Source organism: Deinococcus indicus, assembly GCF_002198095.1.
GTDB lineage: Bacteria > Deinococcota > Deinococci > Deinococcales > Deinococcaceae > Deinococcus > Deinococcus caeni.
Window position 1 is genome coordinate 13,806 of sequence record NZ_NHMK01000027.1, and the last position, 21,899, is coordinate 35,704.

19 protein-coding genes are annotated in these 21,899 nt (G+C 67.0%); 2 read left to right on the forward strand and 17 right to left on the reverse strand.

What is annotated here, in order from left to right; translation table 11 throughout:
• Nucleotides 1-17 precede the first annotated feature (17 nt).
• From CBQ26_RS21510 to CBQ26_RS16805, 5 genes are read right to left on the reverse strand one after another with little or no spacing between them, the layout of a single operon-like run.
• Nucleotides 18-2,903, reverse strand: coding sequence for a conjugal transfer protein TrbL (locus CBQ26_RS21510; RefSeq protein ID WP_143342185.1), 2,886 nt, complete (start codon nucleotides 2,901-2,903; stop codon nucleotides 18-20).
• On the reverse strand, nucleotides 2,900-3,976 hold the full coding sequence (locus tag CBQ26_RS16790) for a hypothetical protein (protein ID WP_143342186.1): 1,077 nt from the start codon (nucleotides 3,974-3,976) through the stop codon (nucleotides 2,900-2,902). The genes CBQ26_RS21510 and CBQ26_RS16790 overlap by 4 nt, the downstream gene beginning before the upstream one ends.
• Nucleotides 3,966-6,554, reverse strand: a complete 2,589-nt coding sequence (locus CBQ26_RS16795; protein ID WP_088249799.1) for a VirB4 family type IV secretion system protein — start codon at nucleotides 6,552-6,554, stop codon at nucleotides 3,966-3,968. The genes CBQ26_RS16790 and CBQ26_RS16795 overlap by 11 nt, the downstream gene beginning before the upstream one ends.
• Nucleotides 6,555-6,878: a hypothetical protein gene (locus CBQ26_RS16800; RefSeq protein ID WP_088249800.1), complete on the reverse strand. Its 324-nt coding sequence runs from the start codon at nucleotides 6,876-6,878 to the stop codon at nucleotides 6,555-6,557. It abuts the gene before it with no gap.
• A 7-nt stretch (nucleotides 6,879-6,885) separates the two neighbouring features.
• Complete coding sequence (locus CBQ26_RS16805; protein ID WP_058979443.1) at nucleotides 6,886-7,242, reverse strand: hypothetical protein; 357 nt, start codon at nucleotides 7,240-7,242, stop codon at nucleotides 6,886-6,888.
• 141 nt (nucleotides 7,243-7,383) lie between these two features.
• On the opposite strand from CBQ26_RS16805, the gene CBQ26_RS22620 reads away from it, so the two are divergent.
• A complete protein-coding gene (locus CBQ26_RS22620) occupies nucleotides 7,384-9,141 on the forward strand; it encodes a TraB/TrbI/VirB10 family type IV secretion system protein (protein ID WP_244898070.1) in 1,758 nt (585 codons plus the stop codon).
• Nucleotides 9,142-9,173: 32 nt separating this feature from the next.
• Nucleotides 9,174-9,704, forward strand: a complete 531-nt coding sequence (locus CBQ26_RS16815; protein ID WP_088249801.1) for a hypothetical protein — start codon at nucleotides 9,174-9,176, stop codon at nucleotides 9,702-9,704.
• On the opposite strand, the gene CBQ26_RS16820 is transcribed toward CBQ26_RS16815, so the two are convergent.
• The 12 genes from CBQ26_RS16820 to CBQ26_RS16875 form a co-directional block, all read right to left on the reverse strand.
• Complete coding sequence (locus CBQ26_RS16820) at nucleotides 9,683-10,216, reverse strand: hypothetical protein (protein WP_088249802.1); 534 nt, start codon at nucleotides 10,214-10,216, stop codon at nucleotides 9,683-9,685. The genes CBQ26_RS16815 and CBQ26_RS16820 overlap by 22 nt on opposite strands.
• 8 nt (nucleotides 10,217-10,224) lie before the next feature.
• Complete coding sequence (locus CBQ26_RS16825) at nucleotides 10,225-11,175, reverse strand: hypothetical protein (protein WP_143342187.1); 951 nt, start codon at nucleotides 11,173-11,175, stop codon at nucleotides 10,225-10,227.
• Nucleotides 11,172-11,828, reverse strand: coding sequence for a hypothetical protein (locus CBQ26_RS16830; protein WP_088249804.1), 657 nt, complete (start codon nucleotides 11,826-11,828; stop codon nucleotides 11,172-11,174). Before CBQ26_RS16830 ends, CBQ26_RS16825 begins: the two co-directional genes overlap by 4 nt.
• Nucleotides 11,829-11,996: 168 nt before the next feature.
• Nucleotides 11,997-13,448 (reverse strand): GreA/GreB family elongation factor, encoded by a 1,452-nt coding sequence (locus tag CBQ26_RS22625; protein WP_244898071.1) that lies wholly within the window; start codon nucleotides 13,446-13,448, stop codon nucleotides 11,997-11,999.
• 61 nt (nucleotides 13,449-13,509) lie between these two features.
• A complete protein-coding gene (locus CBQ26_RS16840) occupies nucleotides 13,510-15,513 on the reverse strand; it encodes a hypothetical protein (protein ID WP_088249805.1) in 2,004 nt (667 codons plus the stop codon).
• Nucleotides 15,514-15,613: 100 nt separating this feature from the next.
• The gene (locus CBQ26_RS16845; protein ID WP_088249806.1) at nucleotides 15,614-16,087 is read right to left on the reverse strand and encodes a hypothetical protein; all 474 of its coding nucleotides are present in this window, start codon (nucleotides 16,085-16,087) and stop codon (nucleotides 15,614-15,616) included.
• A 386-nt stretch (nucleotides 16,088-16,473) separates the two neighbouring features.
• Nucleotides 16,474-17,352 carry a single-stranded DNA-binding protein gene (locus CBQ26_RS16850; RefSeq protein ID WP_244898072.1) on the reverse strand — a complete coding sequence of 293 codons (879 nt, stop codon included), beginning with the start codon at nucleotides 17,350-17,352 and terminating at the stop codon, nucleotides 16,474-16,476.
• A gap of 170 nt (nucleotides 17,353-17,522) precedes the next feature.
• Nucleotides 17,523-17,705 carry a hypothetical protein gene (locus CBQ26_RS16855; RefSeq protein WP_055364262.1) on the reverse strand — a complete coding sequence of 61 codons (183 nt, stop codon included), beginning with the start codon at nucleotides 17,703-17,705 and terminating at the stop codon, nucleotides 17,523-17,525.
• A gap of 185 nt (nucleotides 17,706-17,890) precedes the next feature.
• Entirely contained in the window at nucleotides 17,891-19,087 is a 1,197-nt protein-coding gene (locus CBQ26_RS16860) for a bifunctional DNA primase/polymerase (RefSeq protein ID WP_088249808.1), read from the reverse strand.
• Nucleotides 19,071-19,568 (reverse strand): hypothetical protein, encoded by a 498-nt coding sequence (locus CBQ26_RS16865; RefSeq protein WP_088249809.1) that lies wholly within the window; start codon nucleotides 19,566-19,568, stop codon nucleotides 19,071-19,073. Before CBQ26_RS16865 ends, CBQ26_RS16860 begins: the two co-directional genes overlap by 17 nt.
• Nucleotides 19,565-20,404 (reverse strand): hypothetical protein, encoded by an 840-nt coding sequence (locus CBQ26_RS16870; protein WP_088249810.1) that lies wholly within the window; start codon nucleotides 20,402-20,404, stop codon nucleotides 19,565-19,567. Before CBQ26_RS16870 ends, CBQ26_RS16865 begins: the two co-directional genes overlap by 4 nt.
• Before the next feature lies 1 nt (nucleotide 20,405).
• The gene (locus CBQ26_RS16875) at nucleotides 20,406-21,446 is read right to left on the reverse strand and encodes a hypothetical protein (RefSeq protein ID WP_244898075.1); all 1,041 of its coding nucleotides are present in this window, start codon (nucleotides 21,444-21,446) and stop codon (nucleotides 20,406-20,408) included.
• Nucleotides 21,447-21,899: the final 453 nt, after the last annotated feature.

Below are 21,899 nucleotides of genomic sequence, written 5' to 3' on the forward strand. Positions count from 1 at the left end.
ATGGGCGTGTGTCATGTTCAATCCTTGTTCTGGTCTGACGTCAAGGGCGGCTTCGACCGTTCGGCACCGGTAGGGGTGGCCTTGGGTGCCGGGGCGGGTGGGCCAGCGGGGGCTGGAGTCGTGGGAGTACTTGCCGGTGTCGCTGCAGCAGACTGCTGTTTCGGCGTGACTGGAGCTGCCTGCGGTGCAGGTGCACGTGCAGGAGTAGGACGAGGTGGAAGAGACGCTGGTGTCGGTGCAGCCGAAGCTGCTGGAGCAGGGGTTGCTGCAGGCGTCGGTGCGGGTGCAGCAGGAGTGGCACGAGGTGCAGAGGTAGGTGTCGGAGCAGCAGGGGCCACTGCTGGCGTTGGGCTGGGTGCAGCAGCGGGTGGAGTGTCACGCGCAGGTGCAGCGGTCGGCCTTGGGGCAGGCGGCGCTTCCGGGGTTGAAGCCGGAGCTGGCGGGGCCGATGGCGCCGGAGCAGGTGACGCGGTCGGTGCCGGTGCCGGCGTGCTCGCCGCTGCCGATTCACGATTGGCCAGTCGTGCCTGAGCAAGCTCGTTCCGGGACGGTGCCGGTGCCGGCGCAGGGGACGGTGCCGGCGCGGGGCTCGGGCCAAGCGGACTCACGTTCACACCCGGAATCGCACGCCCCCCACTGGACACCGCAGACAGAGCCCGCCTCGGCGGCCCCCCGAACGTCACCGCCGGTCTCGGACCCTGCTCAGCCCGCTGCTGGTTCCGCTCCGCTTCCACGTCCAGCGGATTCGGAGCGGGAGGGGGCGCCTGGTTCGGCGTGCCCGAGTACGCCGGCAGGTTCGTCCCTTCACCCCGGAGCGACTGGCCATCCTGCGCTGCCTGCCGTGGAGTCACGATGGCGGGTCCCGGGCGGGCGGAGCCTTCGCTGCCCCCCTGGGCCCGCATGGCACTGATGGCCCGGCCACTCGGGGGCCGGACGTCGTCCGCGTACGCGGTCGCGCCCCGGATCGCAGCCGCCCGGTCCGCCGTCGCGGTCGCCTCGGCCTGGGCAACGGTCACCCGTGGGTGCAGTTCTGCCGCGTCCGCGTCGCGCGGACCGAACCCATTGGTGCTGTCCGGCCCGCGCCTCGCGGCCACGTCCTGGCGGATGGCCTGAAGGTCACTGCGCACGGCCCGTGCGGGTCCAGCGACGCCTGCTTCCCAGGCCTGACCGGCCTTCTGAGCGTTGGCCGTTCCACCCCATGCGGACGCGGCAACTTCGGCCCGAGCGGTCTGGAGGCCCTGACCAGCGGACGCGCGAATGGCCTGGGCGCCCGCACTGAAGGATCCTTGTGCCTGGGCACCCACGGCCGTGGCGACACCGCGCCCGCCCGCAACCGCAGCGCCTGCGCGTCCCTGACCATTCTCCCGGGCACTCCGGAAGGCCGCGTAACCCGCGCCAATCGGCGTGCTCGTGCTGGGTGCCGTGACCGCTTCAGGCGGAACATTGGGATTGGTGGCGGCCGCGCCCTGAGCGCCTTCCGTGACGGCTTCAGAAGGGACACTTCCGGATGTACTGACCGATCCACTGGGCACACCCGGTGCGGCACTCTCCCCACCAGAGGGACTCCCTCCAGTGGAGGTCCCGCCACTTCGTTTGCCGAGCATGCCGCCCACAGCTTTGGCCTGCACGGCTTTCATAAGCATTTCAGCGCCTGCCAGCTTCGCGGCGCCGCCCAGCACCTTCCCGATGGCCCCGGTTTCCACCCCGGAAGACTCACCACCGCCAGAGATCCCGATCAGACCAGCAATGCCACCGGGCAATCTGCGGAGTGCGGACGCGGCGATCGACAGGCCCACGATCAACGCCGCGACCATCAGGATCATCTGCCCGAACAGTTCTTTAAGACTGCTCAGGTCGGATTGAATCGGGAGCATGACCTGCTCGTTGAGCTGGCAGCCGACCTCCGTGAAACTGCATCCCTGATCGATGCTCCGCTGGTACCTCTGGAGGTTCGTGGCCACTTCGGCGTTCATGGTGGTGACTGTTGGCGTCAGGCGAGCGGCAGGGATACTCAGGCCCACCGTGGTGACGCTGGCCACACCAATCGGCATGAGGGCGGCGGTCAACATGGCGGCGAGATACGAGGCGCCCACGTACCCAGCAGGCTGGAATCGACCCAGCACCAGGAAGGCAATCGCGATGGGCAGGAGCAGCAGGGACAGTTGCAAGCCGAACCCCACCGCGAAGATGATCCCGGCGAAAATAGCGAACAGCCCGTACAGGAGCAGGAAGCCTACGTTGAATACCCAGCTGTTCCCGGAGAAGGCCTGATTGATGCCGGCTTGATCCTTCTCCAGCTGCTGCGCGTACAGGCTGTTCACGAGATTGGGGTCCTTCAGGTCACCTGAAATTTCCCCAGCTTTGATCGCGTCCAGCTGCTTGCGGATCTCCGCTGCTTGAGACCCTCGCGCGACGAGCAGGGCGACATTCTTCCCGAGTTCCCTCGTTTGTTCCTGCACGCTGGTCGGCCCCTCGGTCATGGCGCGGGTCCCCACGGCCGCCGACATGCTGTACAGACTGACGAATCCTTCCATCGCGGTCGCCTGAATGTCGGGCAGCAGCCCTTTGTTCTCCCGGGCAGGTGACACGAGCATGAAAATGACGGCCGCCGTCAGGAAGGGCGTGAGGGCCTTCTCCGGGGCCCCGCCGAGCACCGCGGCGAAAAGCTTCCAGAAGAAGAACGCGGCCGTCAGGGTCAGGCCGACGGTCGCCATGCCGGTCCAGAGGCCCCACCGCGCCCAGAGGTCGATGTTCTGCGCGAACAGACAGGGCGCGTTGGGGAGAAACGCACTCAGGGTCACGTCGGAGGTCGACGCGACAGCTGCGGCCGGGCACTCGACGGGGGTGCCTGCGGCGTGCGCCACCCCGGCGAGCAGGACGAGCAGGGGCAGCGCACGAATCACTCGCTGCCGCCCATCAGGCTGCGGATGTCGCTGCGCCGCTCATCACTCGGGCGGAGCGTCTGCCCGATGCTATCCGCGAGCAGGTCCGTGCGGTTGACCATGGACTTGTACTCTTCTTCCTGGCGGCGCGTGGTCTCCTCGATGAGCTGCCGGTTCCGGGCGGTCCGTTCCCGCTCCTGCTGCTGGAAGTGACTGAGCAGCTGGTCGTTCTGCTCGTTGGTGATGGTCTGGTTCTGGCTGATCGTGGCGAGCTGCTGACTGAGGGCATCGAACCCACCCGCGTTGACGTTCAGTTGCTCGATGGCCATGGTGCCCAGGATCTTCAGAGCGCCCTCGGCACTCAGGGTCGCCTGGAGGTTCGCGGCCTGCCCGGGCGCGCGGCGCGCGGCGTCCGCGGCGACCTGACTGGTGCGGGTCACGAGCTTCATCGCGTCCCGTTGACTGGCGGCCATTTCACCCGCCTGCCGGATGCGGGTCCGGAGGCCTTTCAGTTCCTCCTCCCGCTGCACGAGGGCGCGGTACCGTGGCATGTCCCGCTGGGACTGGGCCTGGCTGATCTGCGAGCGCACGTCGGCGATCTGCTGATCCGCGGACGACAGGATGCGCGCGACGCTGCCCCGGGGGTCATTCGGGTCGATGGTGCGGGCCCCGCCGGTCAGGGAACTCAGGCCGCCGAATTGCCCGACCAGGCTGTTGATGCTGTTCACACGGTCGGAGAAGTTGCTGCTGCTGAACATCTGCCGGACCGTGTTCCGGGCTTCGTTGATCTGCTTGACGTACGCCACGCCGCGGTTCCCGGCGTCGATGATGGGCATGATGGTCGTCTTCATGTCCATGTAGGTGTTGACGATGGGTTTGAGCATCTGCGCGAACGGTCCGATGACGGGGACCATCGTGAGCAGGTCGATGGCCCGGGACAGCATGGCGATGGTGGAGTCGACGTTCATCATGACGTTGCTGGCGCCGTCGAGTACTCCGCTGATGGGATCGAGGATGTTGTCCTCTGCGAGTGCGGCGCTGGACATGAAGGCCGTGAGCGCCAGGGTGCGGGTCACTGCGGATCTATGCGGCATGCTGCTCCTCCTGCGCGATGTGAATGGCGGCCCGGGCTTCGTCCCCGGCGTACAGTTCCGTCGCTACGTGGGCCCGGTACTCTGCTTCCTCCTTGTCACTGGTGCTCATCCAGTACGCCTCGCGGGACAGCCACAGCTGTCCGACATCGCCGTCCAGGTGCCCATTCCCGCCGTTCTGGAGGATGAGTGCCTCCCGGAACCGGTTCGCTTCGCCGCTCAGCGAGGCGTACAGGGCACGCATGGACGCATTCAGATCGAAGAGGGCCGCGACATCTTCTCGCTCGGACGGCTGGCTCGCCAGCAGGATGCGGGTGTTCGCGTTGTTGATGACGTCCTTATACGCTTTCGCAGTCTCGATGTTCTGCATGGCCAGGATGGGAATCATGCCGAGGGAACGGCCCGTCATGAACAGGCGATTGGTGAGCTGAACGAGGCCAGGAAGTTCCTTCGCGACCCCCGCTTCCTCCATGACGATGACCTTCCGGCCTTCCATGTTCATGCTTCGATTCCAGACGAGTTCGTTGGTCAGCAGCGTCCCGATGGTCAGGAGTTGCGGATGGTCGATCATGCCGCTGATATCGAGGTACAGGTACCGGGACTGAACGTTCACAGTGGTCGGGCCGTCCAGCAGGGTCCCGATGGGCGTTTCGCGCGTGTACGCCCGGAGTTCGTTGGCGACGTCGCTCACCTCACGGCGCAGCTCCGGGTCGGACAGGACGGGCTTGTCACCCACGATGTTCAGACGCGAAATGATGTCCGCGAAGTCCGTGAGGGTCCCTTCGCCCGTGTAGCGGTCCACGGCTTCCCCGCCCCGGTCTACCGGCCGGGAGAACCGTCGGTAGAACACCTGGATGGCTTCGTGCAGGATGCTCACGCGGCGCCCACTCAGGTCGTTGATGCGCAGGGCGCGCATCAATTCCAGCAGGTACGCGATTTTTTCGGCGCTCACCGTGTCGTCCTCATCGCGAAGATCGAATGGATTGATGCGAACCCGCTCGCCGGATGGGAGTCGGGCGTTGGGTTTGATGCTGACGATGGCATCGGCGGCACCAAGCGCCGTGAAGAGTGGGAGGTAGTCCCGTTTCGGGTCGACGACCGTCAAGGAGGCCTGGTGTCGGTGCACCAGCCCGGCAGCGAGCATGGAGATCAGAACGCTCTTCCCCCCACCACTGCTGCCCGCTACCACCACGCCAGCGTTGCGAACGCCGGGCGCCACGGGCGAGATAGAGAACACGTTGCCCCGTCGGCCGCGCAGGGGCAGCACGCCTTCACGCGTTCCCGACCAGGGACCAGCCTGCGGCATGCAATCGACCGCGTTCCGGTAGTACGCCGCCACCTGATACGCGCTGCGCTTCCCGCTGAAGGGCGCATTCTGCAGGTACAGGTGAATGCCGTCCGCGTGCGACGCGATGCGGGGCATGCAGCCCCCGACCGAACTGAAGGCCGCGAGTGTCCGCTCACGCCGTTCATCCAGTTCCTCCTGAGAGCGAGCGAAAATGATGGCGTGCATGCTCATTTCCGTGAGTACCTGCCCCATCTCCAGGGCCTGCACCAGGGCCGTCCCTTCCGAGATGCGCGTGTACACTTCACGCCCCGCCTTCATGGACGGATCACTGGCAGCCGTTTCCTGCTTGTCCAGTGACTCGTTGATCTGCGCGCGGACTTTCGGGGCGTCCACGACCAGGTACTCGACCATGAAGGTGGAGTGCGTCCCGCCAAGTGCCTGGATGATCTCCTCGGTCGCGCCGACGTGCGTGCTCCGGGTCGGCTTGAGGAACGACACGATGCCCACCCGGGTATGGCCGACGGTGAAGCAAGCGTCATGGTCCAGATCGATGCCGCTGCACGCGACCTGAGCGCGCATGGTCGCCACGAAGGGACGTGGCGCCTTGGGATTGTTCTTGAGCTTCTGGCCGACGCGGTAGGCGGCCAGGTCACCGGCGTCGAGATCCCGTTGATAGACGGGCTTCTCCGCGCTGGCCATACCCGGGTTGAAGTAATCGACGATACGCGCCCAGACGTCGTCACTGGACATGGGGCTCGTGCGCATCCCGCCGAGGGTGAGCTGCCGGGCGAGGCGACTCTGGAGCGTGGCCGCTTTGGAGACCAGGGCTTGCAGGTTGACGTCCTTGTACGGCGTTTTCTTGGGTCGGCCGGGCACGGTGAGGGTCACCGTGAAGTAGGCCGAGCTGTCGCTGACCCAGTGGCCACGCCGCATGCGTTCGAGGACCGCGTGATTCGCCTGGAGCATCCGCTCGACGGGGCTGCCATCCCGCTCGATGGGCGCGAGTTGGGCGAGGGCGGTCCGGGTGGCCGGGCGGTTGTCCAGGTAGAAGCGCACCACGGCGCCGGCAGGCAGCGCCCCCTGAATCGCGGCCATGATGCGGTCCCGATTGGCCACCCGGACGTCCGGCGTGGCCCGGGCCGCGGACAGGAGATCGACGTTCAGCCCGAACGTCATCTTGTTGTCGAGCGTGAAGACCGTGCCGTTCTCGAGGCCGTGGTACGTCAACTGCTGAGTGAGGTTACTTTGATTCTCCGCCACTTTCAGGGCGTTGCCGACGTCGTGATAGGGCATTCAGTCCACCTTGAAGGGAATGGGTTCCGGGTCCGGACGGGTGGTGAGGCCGCCCCGGAAATAGACGGTGGCGACGTAGTGCTCCAGGAACACGGGGGGAAGCTGCTGGAAGATGTAGCGGACGATGGGCACCATCACGAAGCGGAATGAGGCCCACGCGACAGCGCCCGAGACGACTGGGGCAAACCCCCAGTCGCCGAGGAGGAGCTGCATGAAGAAGTAAGGGAAGGCCGCCAGGACGACGGCGAGCATGAAATGCGTCACCTCGTCCAGGCCCGCCTTCGGGACCCCCTTCCGGTACTGTGGGAATGGAATCTCGTCCATAGCTCCGTCAGCAGACGATGCCGAACGACGCGCCCAGGGAGATCAGGGCGGGGATGATCACGACGGCGCCGATGCCCCGGAAGAGGTAGACGTTGCCGCCGCGGCCGCCGAAGATCATCAGGATCGCGCCGATGATGAAGAACACGAGGGCGACCAGCGTGACCCACTTGCTCTGGGGGAGGATGTTCACGTACTTGCAGAACACCCCGGCTTTGTCGTCCATGTTCTTCTGGAAGGCTTCGGGGGTGGCCTGCGCGAAGCTGCTGGACGAGAAGGCCAGCGTGAGCAGGACCACGAGGCGCAGGTACAGAGCGTTCACGGCGTGCAGGGCGGAAACGGGGCGGACAGGGTTCTGAGTGTTCATGGGTGGACCTCCATCCCGCACCGTGAGGGACGTAGGGGTGACCGCCCACGCAGGGGAAGTACCCCCCCTTCGGGGGTATTCCAGATGCGGGTGGAAATTCGGGGTGCATGTCGTCACCCCGAGGACAGTCACGCTGACGGCATGCCATATCACGCTGAACACCGCGCCGAGATCGAACGTCAACTCCATGCCCTGGACCCCGACCTGACGCTGGTCGAGCCGGAGAGCCCCGAATTCTCGACCTTCCTCGGACAGGTCTCCGCCCAGGACGCCACGCTCGCCCGGCGGATCAATGAGGCCGTGATCGACGAGCAGGCTGAGGAGGCCCGCGAGCTGTTCGGGAAGGCGAGTCAGAAGGGCAACGCCATGACGGTGCTGACCACGCAGTTCCAGCGAGCTCAGGGGAAAAGTGCACGAGGGAAGGGGCGGGTGCGTCCGGCCACGTTCGTCGTGGGCGCCGGGGGCCTGCTGCTTGCGGCCGTGCTGATCACGGCGGTCATGCCGGAGAAAAAGGCCGCAGCATCCAAGAATGAGGAAGCTGTGTCGGAGGCCGTCACCCCCACGGTCGCGGCCGCGCCGACCAGTAGCCTGCCGCAGAGTACGCAGGACACCCCCACACCTGTTGAGCCGATCACGCCGAGCAGCACGCCGGTGGCTGCACCGGAACCCATCTCGCCGACACCGGTCACCCCTACGCCTGCTGCGCCAGCGCCAGTCGAGCCGGTCACGCCTGTGCAGAGCGCGTACCCAGACGTGACGCCCATGCCCGTCACCTCTACGCCCGTCACCCCTACGCCGGTGCCCGTCACGTCCACGCGCCTCCCCGGTCCGTACGGGGACTCGGTTGCGGCCCCGCAGCCGATCACGGCGGCGCCCGTGCCCGTGACGGCCAGGGCCACCCCCGTGACGGTCACCCCTACGTCTGCCTTCACCGGGGTAGCCCCTGCTGCGTCTGCGGCACCCGTCGAACGACAGGCCCTGATCTCGCAGCAACCTGCAGGGGCAACCAGTCAGCCGGAGACCCGTCCCGCGGTCGTGGCGACGACGCCCGCGCCAGCGACTCCGCGTGCGGCCTTGACTTCCACGACGCCTGCGGCATCGGCTGCACCCCAGGCGACGGGCTTGGTGTCTCGCGCGGCCACGGAGCGGCCATCTGCCAACGCGACGGGCGGTCTCGTTTCCAGTGCTGCTGCCACGCCCGCGCAGTCGGGTGCCCTGGTCAGCGCGAGCACTGCGACTTCGCAGGCCACCACGACGGGCGGCTTCGTGTCCACGAGTTCGGGGCGTACCGTGCAACCCGAACTCTCCACCCCGGCCACCCCTGCGTCTTCACCCGCCCCTACACCCTCCGCAGCTCCTCAGGTGGCCGGTGACGCCCGCAGTGTGGCCATGCCGGGGAGTGTGGTGGAAGCGACCCTGACGACACCGGTCGCCGTGTATCCCGGAGTCACGCATCCCGTCTGGGCACGCTCTGCTGACGGGGCGATGTGGCGGGGCACGGCTTCCCTCGATGACCGTGGACGGATCCTGCTGGCCTTCACGACGCTGCTCACGCAGACGGGCACGCAGGTACCTGTCACTGCTTATGTGGAGTCGTCGGACGGCCCTGGTATTGGCGGGCGTGTGCGGACCGCGTCACCGAATGCCGCCAGGACGGCGCTGAATGGGCTGCTCACTGGCGTTCAATCCTTCGTGCAGTCCCAGTCGGCCAAGTCAACGACGTACTCCGCGTCAGGCCTGGTCACGACGCAGGAGCGCCCGCAGAACTTCTGGCTCGCGCTGGGCGGCAACCTGGCCCAGGCGTTCGTCGTGCCGGACACCAAAGCGCAGGTCGTGCCCTTCGGACAGCTGCCCGCCGGAGAGCCGCTCGCCATCCGAATCGACGTGAGCGTGAAGTGATTCAATCACCTCCCAGCCCTCGCCCCACGCCCATGGACCGGCTCGCTCAGGCGAACCGGAATCGGCAGGCGATCGAGGAGCTGCTCGCAGTTGACGACGTGCTGACCGACGCGATGCTATCCAGGGTGGGGCTGGACGGCACGCGTTTCCCTGGGCTGACGCTGTCCGTGCAGCCCATGCGGAAGAGCTCCTGGACGGTGGACGTGACGTTTCGCGCAGCCTCGGACTCCAGGCTGCGGGACGCGCTGATCAGCTCCCTGTCCCACGCGGCAGGCACAGCGGCCATGCGGTGGCAGTTGGCCGCGAGTGCCGAGCAGTGGACGATTGACCGGGGCGGCCGTTTTCACCGACCGGACGCTGTCATGAAGGACGGGGAAGAGTTGGTCGCCATGGAGTACGACGCGGGATACGACCGCCGCACGATCCGGCGCAAGGTGCGTCAGTTCGAACCGTACAGTGGCCTGGTCTGGGCGACCCCCAGCGCGATCCGATCCGCCCGGATGAAGGCGGACTACCCGCACGTAGAGGTCATCACGGTGGACTACTGGAGTGCCCAGACCTGAAGGTGACGCTGGTACTGGACCTGCCGCGCGTAGTTCTCGGGCCGGGTGACGACCAGAATGAGCGTGCCGGAGTGCAGTCGGAGGGTGCTGCGGTGCCGCCGGATGAGGGTGGCCACCCACTTCGTGCTGGGTGGCCCACTCGACACGCGGATGTAGAGCACGTGCTCCCGCCCATCCTGATCGCTCAGGCGCAGTGAGCGGGACCCCACAAGGGTCACGGTGTACCCACGCGCGACGGCCATGAGGGTCGCTTCGCGCAGCGCCACTTCATCCGTAGCCGTGCTCGCGGAGAGGGGTTTCGGGTTCGTGAGCTGGCACGCCGCCCGGCCAGCCGTACCCAGGATGACCACAGGACCGAGGACGCCGTGCACGACCCGCAGGAGGTCCTGCTGGACCAGGGCGGCCACGTCCACGCGGCCATCGAGATCCGCGAGTCGGCGGCTCCCGATGGCCAGGTCGTGCAGGAGAGAGGAAACGTCCGCCAGAGCCTGGGCGGACGTTTCCTGGTTCAAAGGTTCACTCAACTGGCACCCAGGCGCTCGACCGTGACGGTCCGCATGACCTCGGCGGCCGCCTGCCCGTCCACGCTGCTGCCCTGCCACTGGGCGTTGATGCTGGTGGAGGCAGTGGTCAGATCGACCTGACCGTACTTCGTTTCGCCTGGGTTGACGCGCACCACGGCATCCGTCGCCCCCAGGCCTTGAACGCCGTTCAGGGTGAGGCGCCGTTCGTCGAACGTGACGGGGACGCTCCCGGAGTTGGTAATCCGGTAGTAGACCCTGGTCTGCTGCCCGTTGGTCAGGGCGCGAAACTCGACGTCCGCCCGTGCTGGCAGAGACACGGGCACGGACACAGCAGGGGCGGCGGGTTGTGGGGTGACCTGCGACGTGACGGTCCTGGTCGGGGTGGAGGTCGTCGTCCGAGGAACGGTTGCAGTGGGGGCAGATGCAGTAGGGGTTGCAGCGACTGCACGGGAGGCCGTGGCCGGAGCTGGCACGCTGGTCTGCGGGAGCGCGTTGGTGGGTGCGGCCTGGGTGGGGAAGCCGGGGATCTGCTGTCCGGGTTCCGGCGCCTGGTCAGCGCGAACGATGATGTTCCGCACCCCGCCACCGCGGGACGGCGCGAGGCGCGCCTGGAAGAAGTACACGCTGTCAGCCGTCATCACCAGGATGGGGTATGAGCCGGTGCTGGCCGTCGCCCCGATCACCACCCGTTGACCGCGCTGGGAGAACTGCAGGACGCCCTCGCGGGACGTGATGACATCCACCACGTCATCGGGGAGATTGAGCACCCAGATTTCGCCCATGGCGATATCGAGAATCCCGTACGCCTGCTTCAGATCACTGGCGCGGTACTCGCGGGTGATGCTGCCGCCCATGTACGTGTTCTGGGGGGTCTCCATTGGAGCTGCGGAGGCGAGGCCGAAGGCAAGTGATGCTCCCAGGATGACCATCTTCAGACGCGTTTTCATTTCTGCTCCTCAACGTTCACGGTGAGTGGGGTGGTGACGGTTTGCGTGCCATCGGACGTCGTGATCTGCAGGACGTACGCTCCGACGGTCTGGGTGGCCGCCGCGCTGATCGTGAAGCCGAGCGGGTCAGCGTCCTGCGTGACGCCCAGCGCGCCTGTGAGGCCGGTGATCCGCACGTCGGTGGCGAGTTCTCCAGCGCGGTCCGGCGTGATGGAAACCCGGCGCTGCTGACCAGGCTGCAACGTCAGGGCGGTGATGGGTTTGATGGTGTACGGCGTACGGGTCGTAGGGGTGACCGTCACGGCCAGGACGGCCGTACCGCTCCCGCCAGCGGCAGTGACGGCCAGTGGCACGCTGTAGGTCCCTGGGGCCGCCCCGGACTGCACGGCGACGGTGAGGGCGCCCGTGCTGGGTGTCACGGTCAATTCCGCCGGAACTTCGCGAGGGGTGATGTTCAGGCCCGTGACGGTATCGGCGGTGCCACTGACTTTGCCGGTCACCTGGACTCGTGTGGAGCTACCCGGTGGGAGGGTGACGGCACTGGGATTCAGGGTGACCTCGATGGTCTGAATGAACGGATTGCTGAAGGCCCCAGTGCCGCATGAAGACAGCAGGAGGGCGGCGGGCAACAGCACGGTGCTGAGTCGTCGCATGCCCCGAGTGTGTGGGACGTGGGGGTGACGAGTGGGGAGCAACAGGAAACCCCCGAGACACAAGGTCAATCGGGGGCATCTTCTGCGGGTGAGCGCAGTTCGTGTGCAGGCCTGGGACGCAAGGTCAACCAGTAGGGCACTCGAAGTCAACGGGGTGATGCTGAGGGTTCAGGTGATGCTGAGAATGTGGATCACGTTCACAACCTGGACTGGCTGTTCCCGCTTGTAGGTGACGAGTGTGGACGTGTACTGGGTGTGCACGTCGGTGATGGCCGGTGCGGTCACGCCTTCTGGGACGTGGCGCTTACTCGTGACGGTTCCGGCAGTCATGATCTGACGGCTGGTGGTGGGCACGAGGCGGTGGTGCGTGGAGGTGACGGTCACGGTCTGTCCAGCGGTGGCGTGGAGCAGGGCCTGACCGAGAGGGGAGGCGGTGCTGACTTCGCCGATCTGGGGGTGTCCATCGGTGAGGCGGACGGTTTTGGGGACGCCGGCGATGGTGATCGCGAAGGTGCGGCCGATGTTGCTGTCCACGTCACCCGGTTCCACGTCGAGCAGGTCGCGTTCGAGTTGACTGATCGCGGCGTCTGTTTCGAACATGCGGGTGCGGGCTTCATCGTAGGCGGCACTTTCACGCAGGTCCCCGTCTTCGATCGCGCTGCCCATCAGTTCGGAGATGGTCTCTCGTTCCTGTCGGAGGGCGCTCAGGCGGGTGAGCATGTCGGCGTATGCAGCGACGGAGACCACACGTTTCTTCGCCGTGTTGGTCCGGCTGGGGCGCCGTTTCTGGGGGGTGGGTTCGGGGACGGTCCGCTGAGGAGGGGTGGGCGTGTACGGCTTCCACTTCTCGACGGGTGCAATCTTCCGGACGCGGAAGGCGGGTTGGCCCTCGCTGTGGAGGTAGACGCGCCTGCTGTCATCCACGCCGTCCATCTGATCGAGCGCAGCCAGGACGCGGGTGCGCAGGTACGTGTCACTGATGGTTTCGGCGAGGGCCCGGGCGTCGCGGGGTGAGGCGTCCCAGGGGATGAGCAGGCCTTCGACGTCGAGGACCTCGGTCAGGAGGCTCTCGCTGAGGACCTGATACTCACTGTGCGCGAATTGGGTGGCTTCCAGCGCGCCCGCTTCACCCCTGGAGAGGACGGTTTCAGCGTTGAACACGCGGTCCACTTCCATCCATGAGCGGGAGAGACGAACCAGGGCGCTTTCGGCACGTAGGTCGATGTCCACGCCCTCGCGGGTGTGCACGGTCAAGGGGTCAATGAAGTCGCGTTCCGTCACGGCCACGCGGTCGCCGGATTTCACGCCAGCGAACGGCATGCCTTCGGTGATCGCGGTGCGTTGGTGGCGCGCCATGACCCCAGCCTTCACGAGGGCGAAGAACGCGTCGTATAGGGCGGGGTACTGCTGCTTGGTGCCGATCAGGACGCCGGCCAGGGGCGCCGTGATCGTCACGTCATCGCCGCGTTTGCGGGCAGCGGCACGCTGGGCGGCCACACTGGCTTGCTTGTCCACGCAGCGTTCGAGGAAGTCAGGGTTGATGGTCCGGCGAAGGAAATCGGCGACGTTCCGCTTGGGGGCGTGGGGGGCGAGCTGGGCCAGATCAAGTCGGTCATTCATGGGTGCTCCAGGGGAGCGGTGGGGGGATCTCTCCCCACCGCAATGGGGAAAGAGATTCAGTTCAGAAGGGCACGTGAATTTCGCTTGCGCCTTCGGGGATGGACCACCAGGCGTCAGCCCACCACGCGAGCGGGTTCTGTAGGGCCAGGTGATCGTCCAGGATGTTGTCCTGATCGACCAGGGCGAGGAGTGCACGGCCCAGGTTCAGGTCGGTGCCGCTCTGTTCGAGGGCTTCGGCGCAGTTCGTGAGCGTTTCGCTGACGCGATGCGCCGCCCGGTACTGGGTCCGGATGTCCTTGGCGTGATCCAGGGCGGCGATCCATTCCTTTTCTGGGGCGATATCCGCAGCAGCTTCAGCAGCAGCGAGTTCGCCTTCCAGGCGGAGGAGGGTCAGTCGGGCGTCGCGCGCCCGGGCGTCGGCGCTCTGAGCGCAGGCTTCGAGCGCGAGTTGCATGGGACGGACGTAGCGGGTGCCACCCTGAACCCGGACGCGCTGGGCGCGGCGGGTCGTGATGGGCACGTGAGCGAGCTGGTCGAGCGCGTCTTCCGCGTGCCTGATCCGCACGCCAGCTTTCACGCAGGCGGCCACGAAGGTCCGGTCGGCCTTGCCCTGACGGTCCAGCTTCCGGCCGTACAGCACGGCGGCCGCCAGATTGAACCGGAAGAGGAGGGTGGGGTTGGCCCGGTGCAGGGCACCGGCGACGGCTTCGTCGTCTTCGGACGCACGCTGAAGGGGGGTGCCGATCAGTGCCGTCAGGAGGGCGGAGCCCAGCTGGGACGCACGGGAGACGGCAGTCTTGCCGCGCAGGGCAGCCTGTACGCCGCGGAGTGCTTCACGGACATCGTCCATGGGCGCATCCAGGGGCGTGCCGGTCAGGGCGAGCGCGAGACGTGCCGCCGCGATGGCTTCATGTCCCTGGCCGGGAATCCCGGCCTGCTCGCAGAACTGAGCGAACCGGTCCCGCACCTGACGTTCCTGCTGCCGCTTCCGGTGCACGGGAAGGAGTTCCCGGACAGGAAGGCGGGTGAGGACCGCACCGTGGATGGGGCCGAACCGCTGGTAGGCGCGCAGGGCGCGGATCTGGTCCAGCTGGTGGAGCGGGGCTTCGTAGCGCTGGGGTGCCACGGGTTCAGCGGTGAGGATGTCCGCGAGGCGCTGATCGCCGTCTTCGCCGGTGACGGCGTCGAGGCGGTGCGCTTTCGCGTTCCGGTTCACCCACAGTTCCGTGACGCTGGCCAGTGCGCGGGCCTGACGCATCGTCGACTCGCTCAGTTTCGGGCGGGCCAGGATGGCGCGGGCATTCGCTCGTACAGCGCGGGCGATCCAGGCGGGGGTCAGGGGCAGCACGCTGGTGCGGGCTTCCGGGAGGGTTGTCGTGGGGGTGGTTTTCCCGTTGACACCGGCGGCCAGGAAGGTCGCGGTGACGCGGCGCAGACCGCCTTTTTTCACGATGAGGTTCTTTCGGCCTTTGGGGAGGTGACTCGCGGGACGGGGTGTCTTGGCCAGGCGGACCCACTCGTCGAAGAGGGCGCCGTCGTTGCCGACCGTGGCGAGGAGTCTGGAGCGCCCGGAGGCGATCGCCGCGGGTGCGCCACTGGCGCGCTTGTCGTCGACCAGACGTTCGGCCGCCATGGGCATCTCTGCGGGCAGTTTGTACTGCACCCAGGCCAGCCAGCGGAAGCCGTTCTGGTTGGGGTTCCAACCGGTCCGGCGGGTTTTCCCGCCTTCGGTTTCAGTGACTCGCGGGAGCAGCTTGTTCAGCTGGTGCAGGGCGCCGTCATACGCTTCGAGCAGGCCGCCGAAACGGGTGCTGTACTCGTACGCGACTTCCAGGAGGAGTGGGCCAGCGTTGCGCGCGAGCTGGTCACGAGCGAAGAGCTGCTGGTCAGGCGACCCTGCCGTGGCCATGGAAGCCAGGTGCAGGGTCTCGACGTCCGTGAGTCGGACGTAGTCGTTTTTTACCTGACGCAGCACTTCGAGGAACACATCCTCCCCGAGCACGTTCGGGACGGCAAGTACGGTTTGGTGGCGCTTCTCGCTCCAGATTTCACGTTTCATGGTCATGGGAGGCTCCTGGTGGAGGTCCGGACCGAAGCTGCAGCGCCGTGCCCCGTGTGGGACCCCGGCACGCAGTTCGTGCCGGGAAGGATCGGGTGGACGGGGCTTAACGGGGCAGCAGCTGCTGGAGTTCCTTGGTGGGCACGATGACCCGGTAACCGACCCCGCTGGTGGGGCGGAAGTTGACGACACTGGTGTCGCCATGCGTGAGGATGATCAGACGCACGGACCCGCTCACGGGCACGGTCCTGGACTGCATGCGGTCCCAGCGCGCTTCGCGTTGGGCGTCCTTGATCGTGTCGATCAGGTCGCCGACGTGCAGGGTGAGGGGCGCGAGGCCAGCGGCCTGCAGGCGGATGACCATGCGGCCGTCCTTCAGGTTGTCCGTGCTGCGCTGAACGAGCATCAGGCGGGTGCTGTGCTCTTCCCAGCCTTGCAGGGTGACGAGCAGACCACTGATGAGGAAAGCGGCGAGGGTGGCCACGCCGAAACCGGCGGGCAGGTCGAGCAGGATGACGGCGGCCATCAGGGCGAGGGCGATGACGGCAACGGCGAACTGCTGACGGGTGATGATGAGCATGACGCACTCCTTGTGCCCACGGGTGGGCGGTGAAGGCGGAGCGCGCCAGCAGTCAATGTGTGGGCCCGGGAGGGCGCCAGCACACTGCTTGCTGACGCACTCCTGAGCGAAAAAAGAGAAATCCTGCCGGTCCCCGTAAAGGGGGTGCCCTCGTGGGGGCCGGCAGGATTTCGACAACGGGGGCGAAGTGACCTTCGCGGAGAAACTGAGATGACTGTAGCACCTTCTGCGCCGCGCCACAGCGGGAAATGCCACATCGGACCCACCAATGAGAAAATCCCCGAGACGCAAGGTCAATCGGGGATCATCCAGCCGGATAGGGCTGTTGTTGTACGGTTCGAGGACGCAAGGTCAACTCGGCGCGTACAGCATCTCAACGGGGTGACTCAGAAAGGCAGGTCCTCGTCGGGCGGGAAGTGATCATCCAGTCCCTGATCGATGTCGAGTCCTCCCGAGTGGGTGGGGGCGGGGCGCGTCGGGGCCGGGCTGCTGGAGCGGGAGGCTCCGGCGGCGACAGGCTGACGTGCGGGGGCGGGCGCGGCACTGCGGGTCGGCGTGCTGCCCTGCGTAGCGGTGCCACGGGCGAGCGCTTCGACACGGGACGCTTCCACCTTGGTGGTGTTGCGCTTGTTACCGTCGCGGTCGGTCCAGGCTTCGTTGGTGAGGCGTCCCTGCACGAGCACGGGGTCCCCTTTACGGAGGTCCTTCATGCGTTCGGCAAGTTCGCGCCACAACGTGACGTCGATCCAGTGGGTTTTCTCCTGCTTCTGGCCCTGGCGGTCATTCCAGGTCTCGTTCACGGCCAGGCCGATTCCGAGCACGGCGTCGCCGGCGGGGGTGTATCGGAGTTCGGGGTCACGGGTGACGTTGCCGATCAGGATGACTTCGTTCATGCCGCCGCTCATCCGCACACCGCCTCCGGCGTCCTGAATGAGTTCCGGCGAGTACCCGAGCTGCTCCATGCGCTGGGCTTTGACGCGGACCATGCTGCGCTTGCCGCCTTCCGGAGCGTCCCACTGGCTGTACTCCACGCTGCCTTCGACCATCACGGCATCGCCTGCCTTGAGGTTGCGTTCGGCCTGCCACTCGGCGGGTTTGCCGAGGATGGACACGCGGTGGTACCAGGGGAGCTTGCGGGGCTGGCCGTCACTGCCGGTGATGTGATCTTCACCGGCGATGGTGGCCTCGAACACGGCGGTGCCGCTGGGGGTGTAGCGCAGTTCAGCTTCGCGAGCGAGAACGCCGATCAGGAAAACGTGATTCATGCCTCGTGCCATGGTGTACTCCTTGCCTCCGACGTGGAGGACTTCAGGTCCGGGGGCTGTCCGCCCTCCGGTGAGAAGGGGGGTCAGCTGGGCGGGTGAAGTCGAGTGCGCCCCGGGGGAGCCCGGCACGCTTTGGACGGTGCCGGGCCGCTCGAGGCGACCCACAAGGGTTACTGGTGGTTCAGGCGGGCCTGAACGGCGGGGAAGAGGTGGAGCCGGTCGGTGCGGATGGGTTCGCCCAGGGCGAGGCTGGTGCCTTGCTCCTGTGCTCTCACAGCCGCTCTGAGACTCTTGGGGCAGGCCCCGAATTGGAACTTGGACGTGCCGCCGACGGTGTATTCGAGTACGAACATGAGGCCTCCTTCCGGAGGCTGCAGCGGGGCCCGGAGGCCGCATCAGCAGCCTCCGGGCAAAGCAAAACCCCACCGTGCACGAGCGTGCAATCCCGAACGGGAACGGTGGGGTTTTGACAACGGGGGCAGGGGGTGAACCCTGCAGGATTTCGTGCTGCCATTGTTGGCAGAGTCCAGCCCCCGCGTCAAGTGCTCCTCCCGTACCGCACCCGCCGGGCGCGGAGGAAGGTATCCAGGGAACCAGGCATGGTTTCACGGCGCTCGTGTGCGACGTAGGCCGCGCGAGCGGTCTTCGGGGCCGCGTCATGGCCGATCAAGCGCAGGTACCGGATGGTGTCCTCGATGGGCCGTCCAGTGGCCGCCCACTCGCGCGCGATGAGGTGCGCCGCCCGCGCTTGATCTTCGGGTGGGAGTTGGGTGTACACGTCCTCCAGGGCCTGGGTTGCGGTCTGTGGCGTCGGCCGGGCATCTGTGCTGCTGTACCCCCACGGCTCACCGCGTGGTGCGGCGTACGCGGTGCGCATGCTCGCGCGGTACTCGTCCAGGGTGTACGGCGCGCCCCGCCCATCCGGGTGCTGATGGCCGACGTGGCTGACGTACGTCTGGCCGACCTGGAGCACTTCCGCGTGGCTGTAGCCGTTGTTGTACAGCGCCCACGCAAGGTGATATCCCGTGTCGTTCCGGCCGCCGAGTGTTCCGTCCTGAACTTTCTGGAGGGCCCAGTCGAGGATGCGGCTGCTGGGGTATCGGTCGTCGCCGCGGGGGAGAGGACCGGTCATCGGTGGTGGCGCCGGGAGTGGCGGCACCAGGCGGAGCGCTTCGCGCAGGGTCAGGGGCAGGTCGTCGAGCGTGTCGATGTCCGCCGGGTCCCGCAGGTACAGGTAAGGCCCCTTGCGGGTCACGGTCGGCGGCAGGATGGCGTTTCCGCCGTCGCCCCGGACGTCGACGCAGTCGGGCGCGTCGTGGGTGGACTTCCCGACCAGATTCCCGACGCGCCACTCGGGTGCCCGTAAGTGCCAGTGGTAGCCGCCGCCCGTGAGGACGTGCGGCCGGATGCCCAGCGAGTGAGCGTACGCGCGGCCTTCGTCACCGTCGAAGTCAATGACGATCCGGCCACTGATGCGGCCGGTCACGAGTGCCATGCCGACGTTCTGCGTGTTGGCGAACCACGCCGTGACGGTCTCTGCGGAGGGGGGGGCGGTCTGGAGGGGCTTCCAGCTGGCCCGGAGACGGGCGGGGTTCTCCGGGTCAGGACGGTGGTAGCCCGTGCGAATCAACAGGGCGCTGTGTGGATCCTTGTCGCGGTCGTTGCCTGCGTGCACGGGGAGGATGGAGCAGCCCCGTGCCAGGCATGCGAGGGCTTCTTCAAGCAGCGCTGCCATCGTTCACTTCGACCTGGGGTTCAGTGCTCGGTTGACCCTCGTTCGCTTCGACTTGGGGTTCGCTGGTGGGCTGACCCTCGTTCACGGCCTGCCTGGCACCTTCTTTCCGCGGGGTCACGGCTGCGGGTTTCCCGGGTTGACGCTCTTGCGCGGCCGCTTTTGGGGTGCGGTCCGGGCGGGGCTGCGTGCGGGCTTCAATGATGGCCGCCAGGAGGGACGCGTCAATGTGCACCGCGATGTTCGCCGGGATGGGCGCGTTGGTGGGTTTCAGGAGGGCCCGGATTTTGGCACTGATGTCGCTGAGCCACGCCTGGGAGTTCGCGTCGAGCAGCATGAGGTAGTCCTGCTGCTCACCGGAACTGGCCACGGGCACAGCGGCCAGCGTGCCACTGCGGACGGCCTCGTGGACGAGGCGGCTGAACAATGGGCGCAGAGCCTCGGGGAACGTCTGGGCGGCTTGGCTGGAGAAGGTGGTGGTCATGCGGGGTGTACCTCGCTGAGGGTTCTGAGCAGGCGGGCCAGTTGCCGCGGGCTGGTCAGGCAGAGTTTCATGGGTTGCAGGAGCGCGTCCTCAAGGGTTTGAACCTTGTGTTGCAGGGCGGGGAGCTCGTCGTTGTGCATCAGGGTGCCCAGCACGAGAAGGTGCCCGTTCTCCGTGCTGTGGGGGTACAGGCGTCTGGTGGTGAAGGGGACGACCGGGTGGTCTCGCAGAACGCCAGGGGTAGGCGGATAGGTCGTGGGGTCGATGTAGGGCAGGCCGAGCATGGCGGCTCGCGCGTCCGCTTCCTCTTCCGGGTTGGGCCGGTAGTTCTCCCAGGCGGACCTGGGCAGGAGCGCCGCCAGGGCGGCAGCGTCCTCCACGTCCCGCCAGTGCGCACGCGCATCCGGGTAGACCAGCGTGAAGAGTTCCCGGAAGGTTGCGGGTGGGGCCAGGTCAATGCGGAGCGTGGCCTGACCGCCGGGCACGAGTGGGTTGAAGTGGGTGCGCAGCGACGTGAAGTCCGTCACGCGGGCGAGCGGGTCAGGGCTGAGCAGGTGGATGGTGGTGAAGGCCCTGACGCGTGGGAGAACCAGGTGGTCGAGGGCGAGGTGGAGGGGCAGCAGGCGGGCGTCGATCGGGCCAGCAGCGGCCGGGTGGGGTACGAACGTGCGGTTGCTGCGTTGGGCGAGTTGCGCCCAGACGGTGTCGGTCTGGGCGCCCAGGTGCCGGTGGAGGGCGCCCAGGACGCTGCCGCCATCCTTCAGTTCTGCCGCCGTGCTGGCCAGTACCGGGGCTGGAATCAGCCCCGTTCGCGCGTACTGGTCAAGGGTCTGCATGTCAGAGGATGTTGCCGTCTGCCCAGCAGGTGCTGGCCGCGAACCGGGCAAAGCGGTCGAAGAGTGGATTGGGCGCCCGGGCCGCCTGGATCTGCGTGCGGATGCGGAATGCCTCGCGGGCCAGGGAACGCAGGCGGGTCCCACTGCGGCCCAGATCATGGGTGCCTTCCTGCTTGGCGAGATGGTCGGCCTGTTCCCAGATTCGCCGCGCGCCGTCCGTGGAGTGGTGGACGTCGATGCGGCCTCCGCCGCCTCCGACCTGGAGGACCCATTCCATCATGTTGAGTTCCGCGTCGATCAGATCGTCGCCAGTGGACGCCGTGGCGTGGACGACGATGGTGCCGAGCCCGACCATGACGACGCCGGTATACACCCGTTCGTAGTCTGTGATGGCGGCCGTGTGGACGACGTAGGTGACGAGGGGGCTGGGGGTGGGCATCTTGCCGTCTTTCATGAGCTTCATCAGGTCACGCCAGATGGGCGATTCCCGTTCGGGGCGCGCGAGGACGAAACTCTTGCCGGACTTCGCCAGCGAGCGGGCGAGTTCGCCGTACTCGTCACTTTTGTGCCGCAGGTCACGGATGGCGCTGGTGATTTCGGATTCGGTGGTGTGAATGCGAATGGTGCTGCGCGTGCGGCTGAGGCGAGCGGCCTCGGTCAGGGCCTGCACGACCCAGTGGTCGTCCTGTGGTTGGGAGTGATAATTGCCGATCGTGGCGTCCAGGCGCGCGTCCTTGAGCACATGGACGTACGTGATGATGCCCGCGAACCGGGTGATGTAGATGTCGTCGAACTGACGGAATGACCGCTTTTGAGGGGCTGGCTCGGCTGCCTGATCCTGAGCGTGCAGCTGTGCCGTGAGCTGGGGAGCTGCGGGTGGTGGGGGCGGCGGTGTGAACGCGGGTTCCACCTGCGGTTCTACGACCGTCGGCTCCACGATCTGTGGTTCCACGACCGTCGGCTCCACGACCTGTCGCACGGCGACTGGTTGGGCTGGGCGGGCCAGCACGGGGGTTGGACTTGGTATGGGTGAATCGCTCATAGGTGACCTCCAGCGGTGTGCCGCGTGTGGGTGGAGCAGGGCGGCCGGTTGCCCTCACGGGTGGACCGGTGCGCCGGGTGGCCCGCGGCGTTTGACCCTGCGGCGCACGTGGGCCGCGAGGGTGAGGCCGGTGGACCGGCGTGCGGGGTGCGGGGCGCACAGGCGCGCGGCGGGTGTCGGCGACCAGGGGCTCGGCGATCGGTGCGGTCGCGGGCTGGGGGGTCGGCAGATCACGGAGATATTCCAGGACCAGCAGGGTTCCGGTGCGGAGGGCGGCGCAGCCTCGTTCGACCAACTGCTCGGCGGCCTGGAGGATGGTGGACCGGGCGAGTTTGAGCTCGGTCACCATGCGGGTCACGCTGTCCCGGCGTGCGTTCAGCGTTTTGATGTGGTTGAGGATGCGTTGCAGGTCCTCGTCGGTCGCGTCAGGCGCAGGTTGCTCGGCCTGCACGG

Bases quoted from the DNA above. Each gene is read 5' to 3' on its own strand.
- CBQ26_RS16870 (WP_088249810.1), bottom strand. From the start codon at position 20,404: ATGCAGACCCTTGACCAGTACGCGCGAACGGGGCTGATTCCAGCCCCG.
- CBQ26_RS16840 (WP_088249805.1), bottom strand. From the start codon at position 15,513: ATGACCATGAAACGTGAAATCTGGAGCGAGAAGCGCCACCAAACCGTA.
- CBQ26_RS16860 (WP_088249808.1), bottom strand. From the start codon at position 19,087: ATGGCAGCGCTGCTTGAAGAAGCCCTCGCATGCCTGGCACGGGGCTGC.
- CBQ26_RS16815 (WP_088249801.1), top strand. From the start codon at position 9,174: ATGGACCGGCTCGCTCAGGCGAACCGGAATCGGCAGGCGATCGAGGAG.
- CBQ26_RS16805 (WP_058979443.1), bottom strand. From the start codon at position 7,242: ATGAACACTCAGAACCCTGTCCGCCCCGTTTCCGCCCTGCACGCCGTG.
- CBQ26_RS16800 (WP_088249800.1), bottom strand. From the start codon at position 6,878: ATGGACGAGATTCCATTCCCACAGTACCGGAAGGGGGTCCCGAAGGCG.
- CBQ26_RS16825 (WP_143342187.1), bottom strand. From the start codon at position 11,175: ATGAAAACGCGTCTGAAGATGGTCATCCTGGGAGCATCACTTGCCTTC.
- CBQ26_RS16830 (WP_088249804.1), bottom strand. From the start codon at position 11,828: ATGCGACGACTCAGCACCGTGCTGTTGCCCGCCGCCCTCCTGCTGTCT.
- CBQ26_RS16795 (WP_088249799.1), bottom strand. From the start codon at position 6,554: ATGCCCTATCACGACGTCGGCAACGCCCTGAAAGTGGCGGAGAATCAA.
- CBQ26_RS22625 (WP_244898071.1), bottom strand. From the start codon at position 13,448: ATGAATGACCGACTTGATCTGGCCCAGCTCGCCCCCCACGCCCCCAAG.
- CBQ26_RS16850 (WP_244898072.1), bottom strand. From the start codon at position 17,352: ATGAATCACGTTTTCCTGATCGGCGTTCTCGCTCGCGAAGCTGAACTG.
- CBQ26_RS16845 (WP_088249806.1), bottom strand. From the start codon at position 16,087: ATGCTCATCATCACCCGTCAGCAGTTCGCCGTTGCCGTCATCGCCCTC.
- CBQ26_RS16790 (WP_143342186.1), bottom strand. From the start codon at position 3,976: ATGCCGCATAGATCCGCAGTGACCCGCACCCTGGCGCTCACGGCCTTC.
- CBQ26_RS16855 (WP_055364262.1), bottom strand. From the start codon at position 17,705: ATGTTCGTACTCGAATACACCGTCGGCGGCACGTCCAAGTTCCAATTC.
- CBQ26_RS16875 (WP_244898075.1), bottom strand. From the start codon at position 21,446: ATGAGCGATTCACCCATACCAAGTCCAACCCCCGTGCTGGCCCGCCCA.
- CBQ26_RS16865 (WP_088249809.1), bottom strand. From the start codon at position 19,568: ATGACCACCACCTTCTCCAGCCAAGCCGCCCAGACGTTCCCCGAGGCT.
- CBQ26_RS22620 (WP_244898070.1), top strand. From the start codon at position 7,384: ATGCCATATCACGCTGAACACCGCGCCGAGATCGAACGTCAACTCCAT.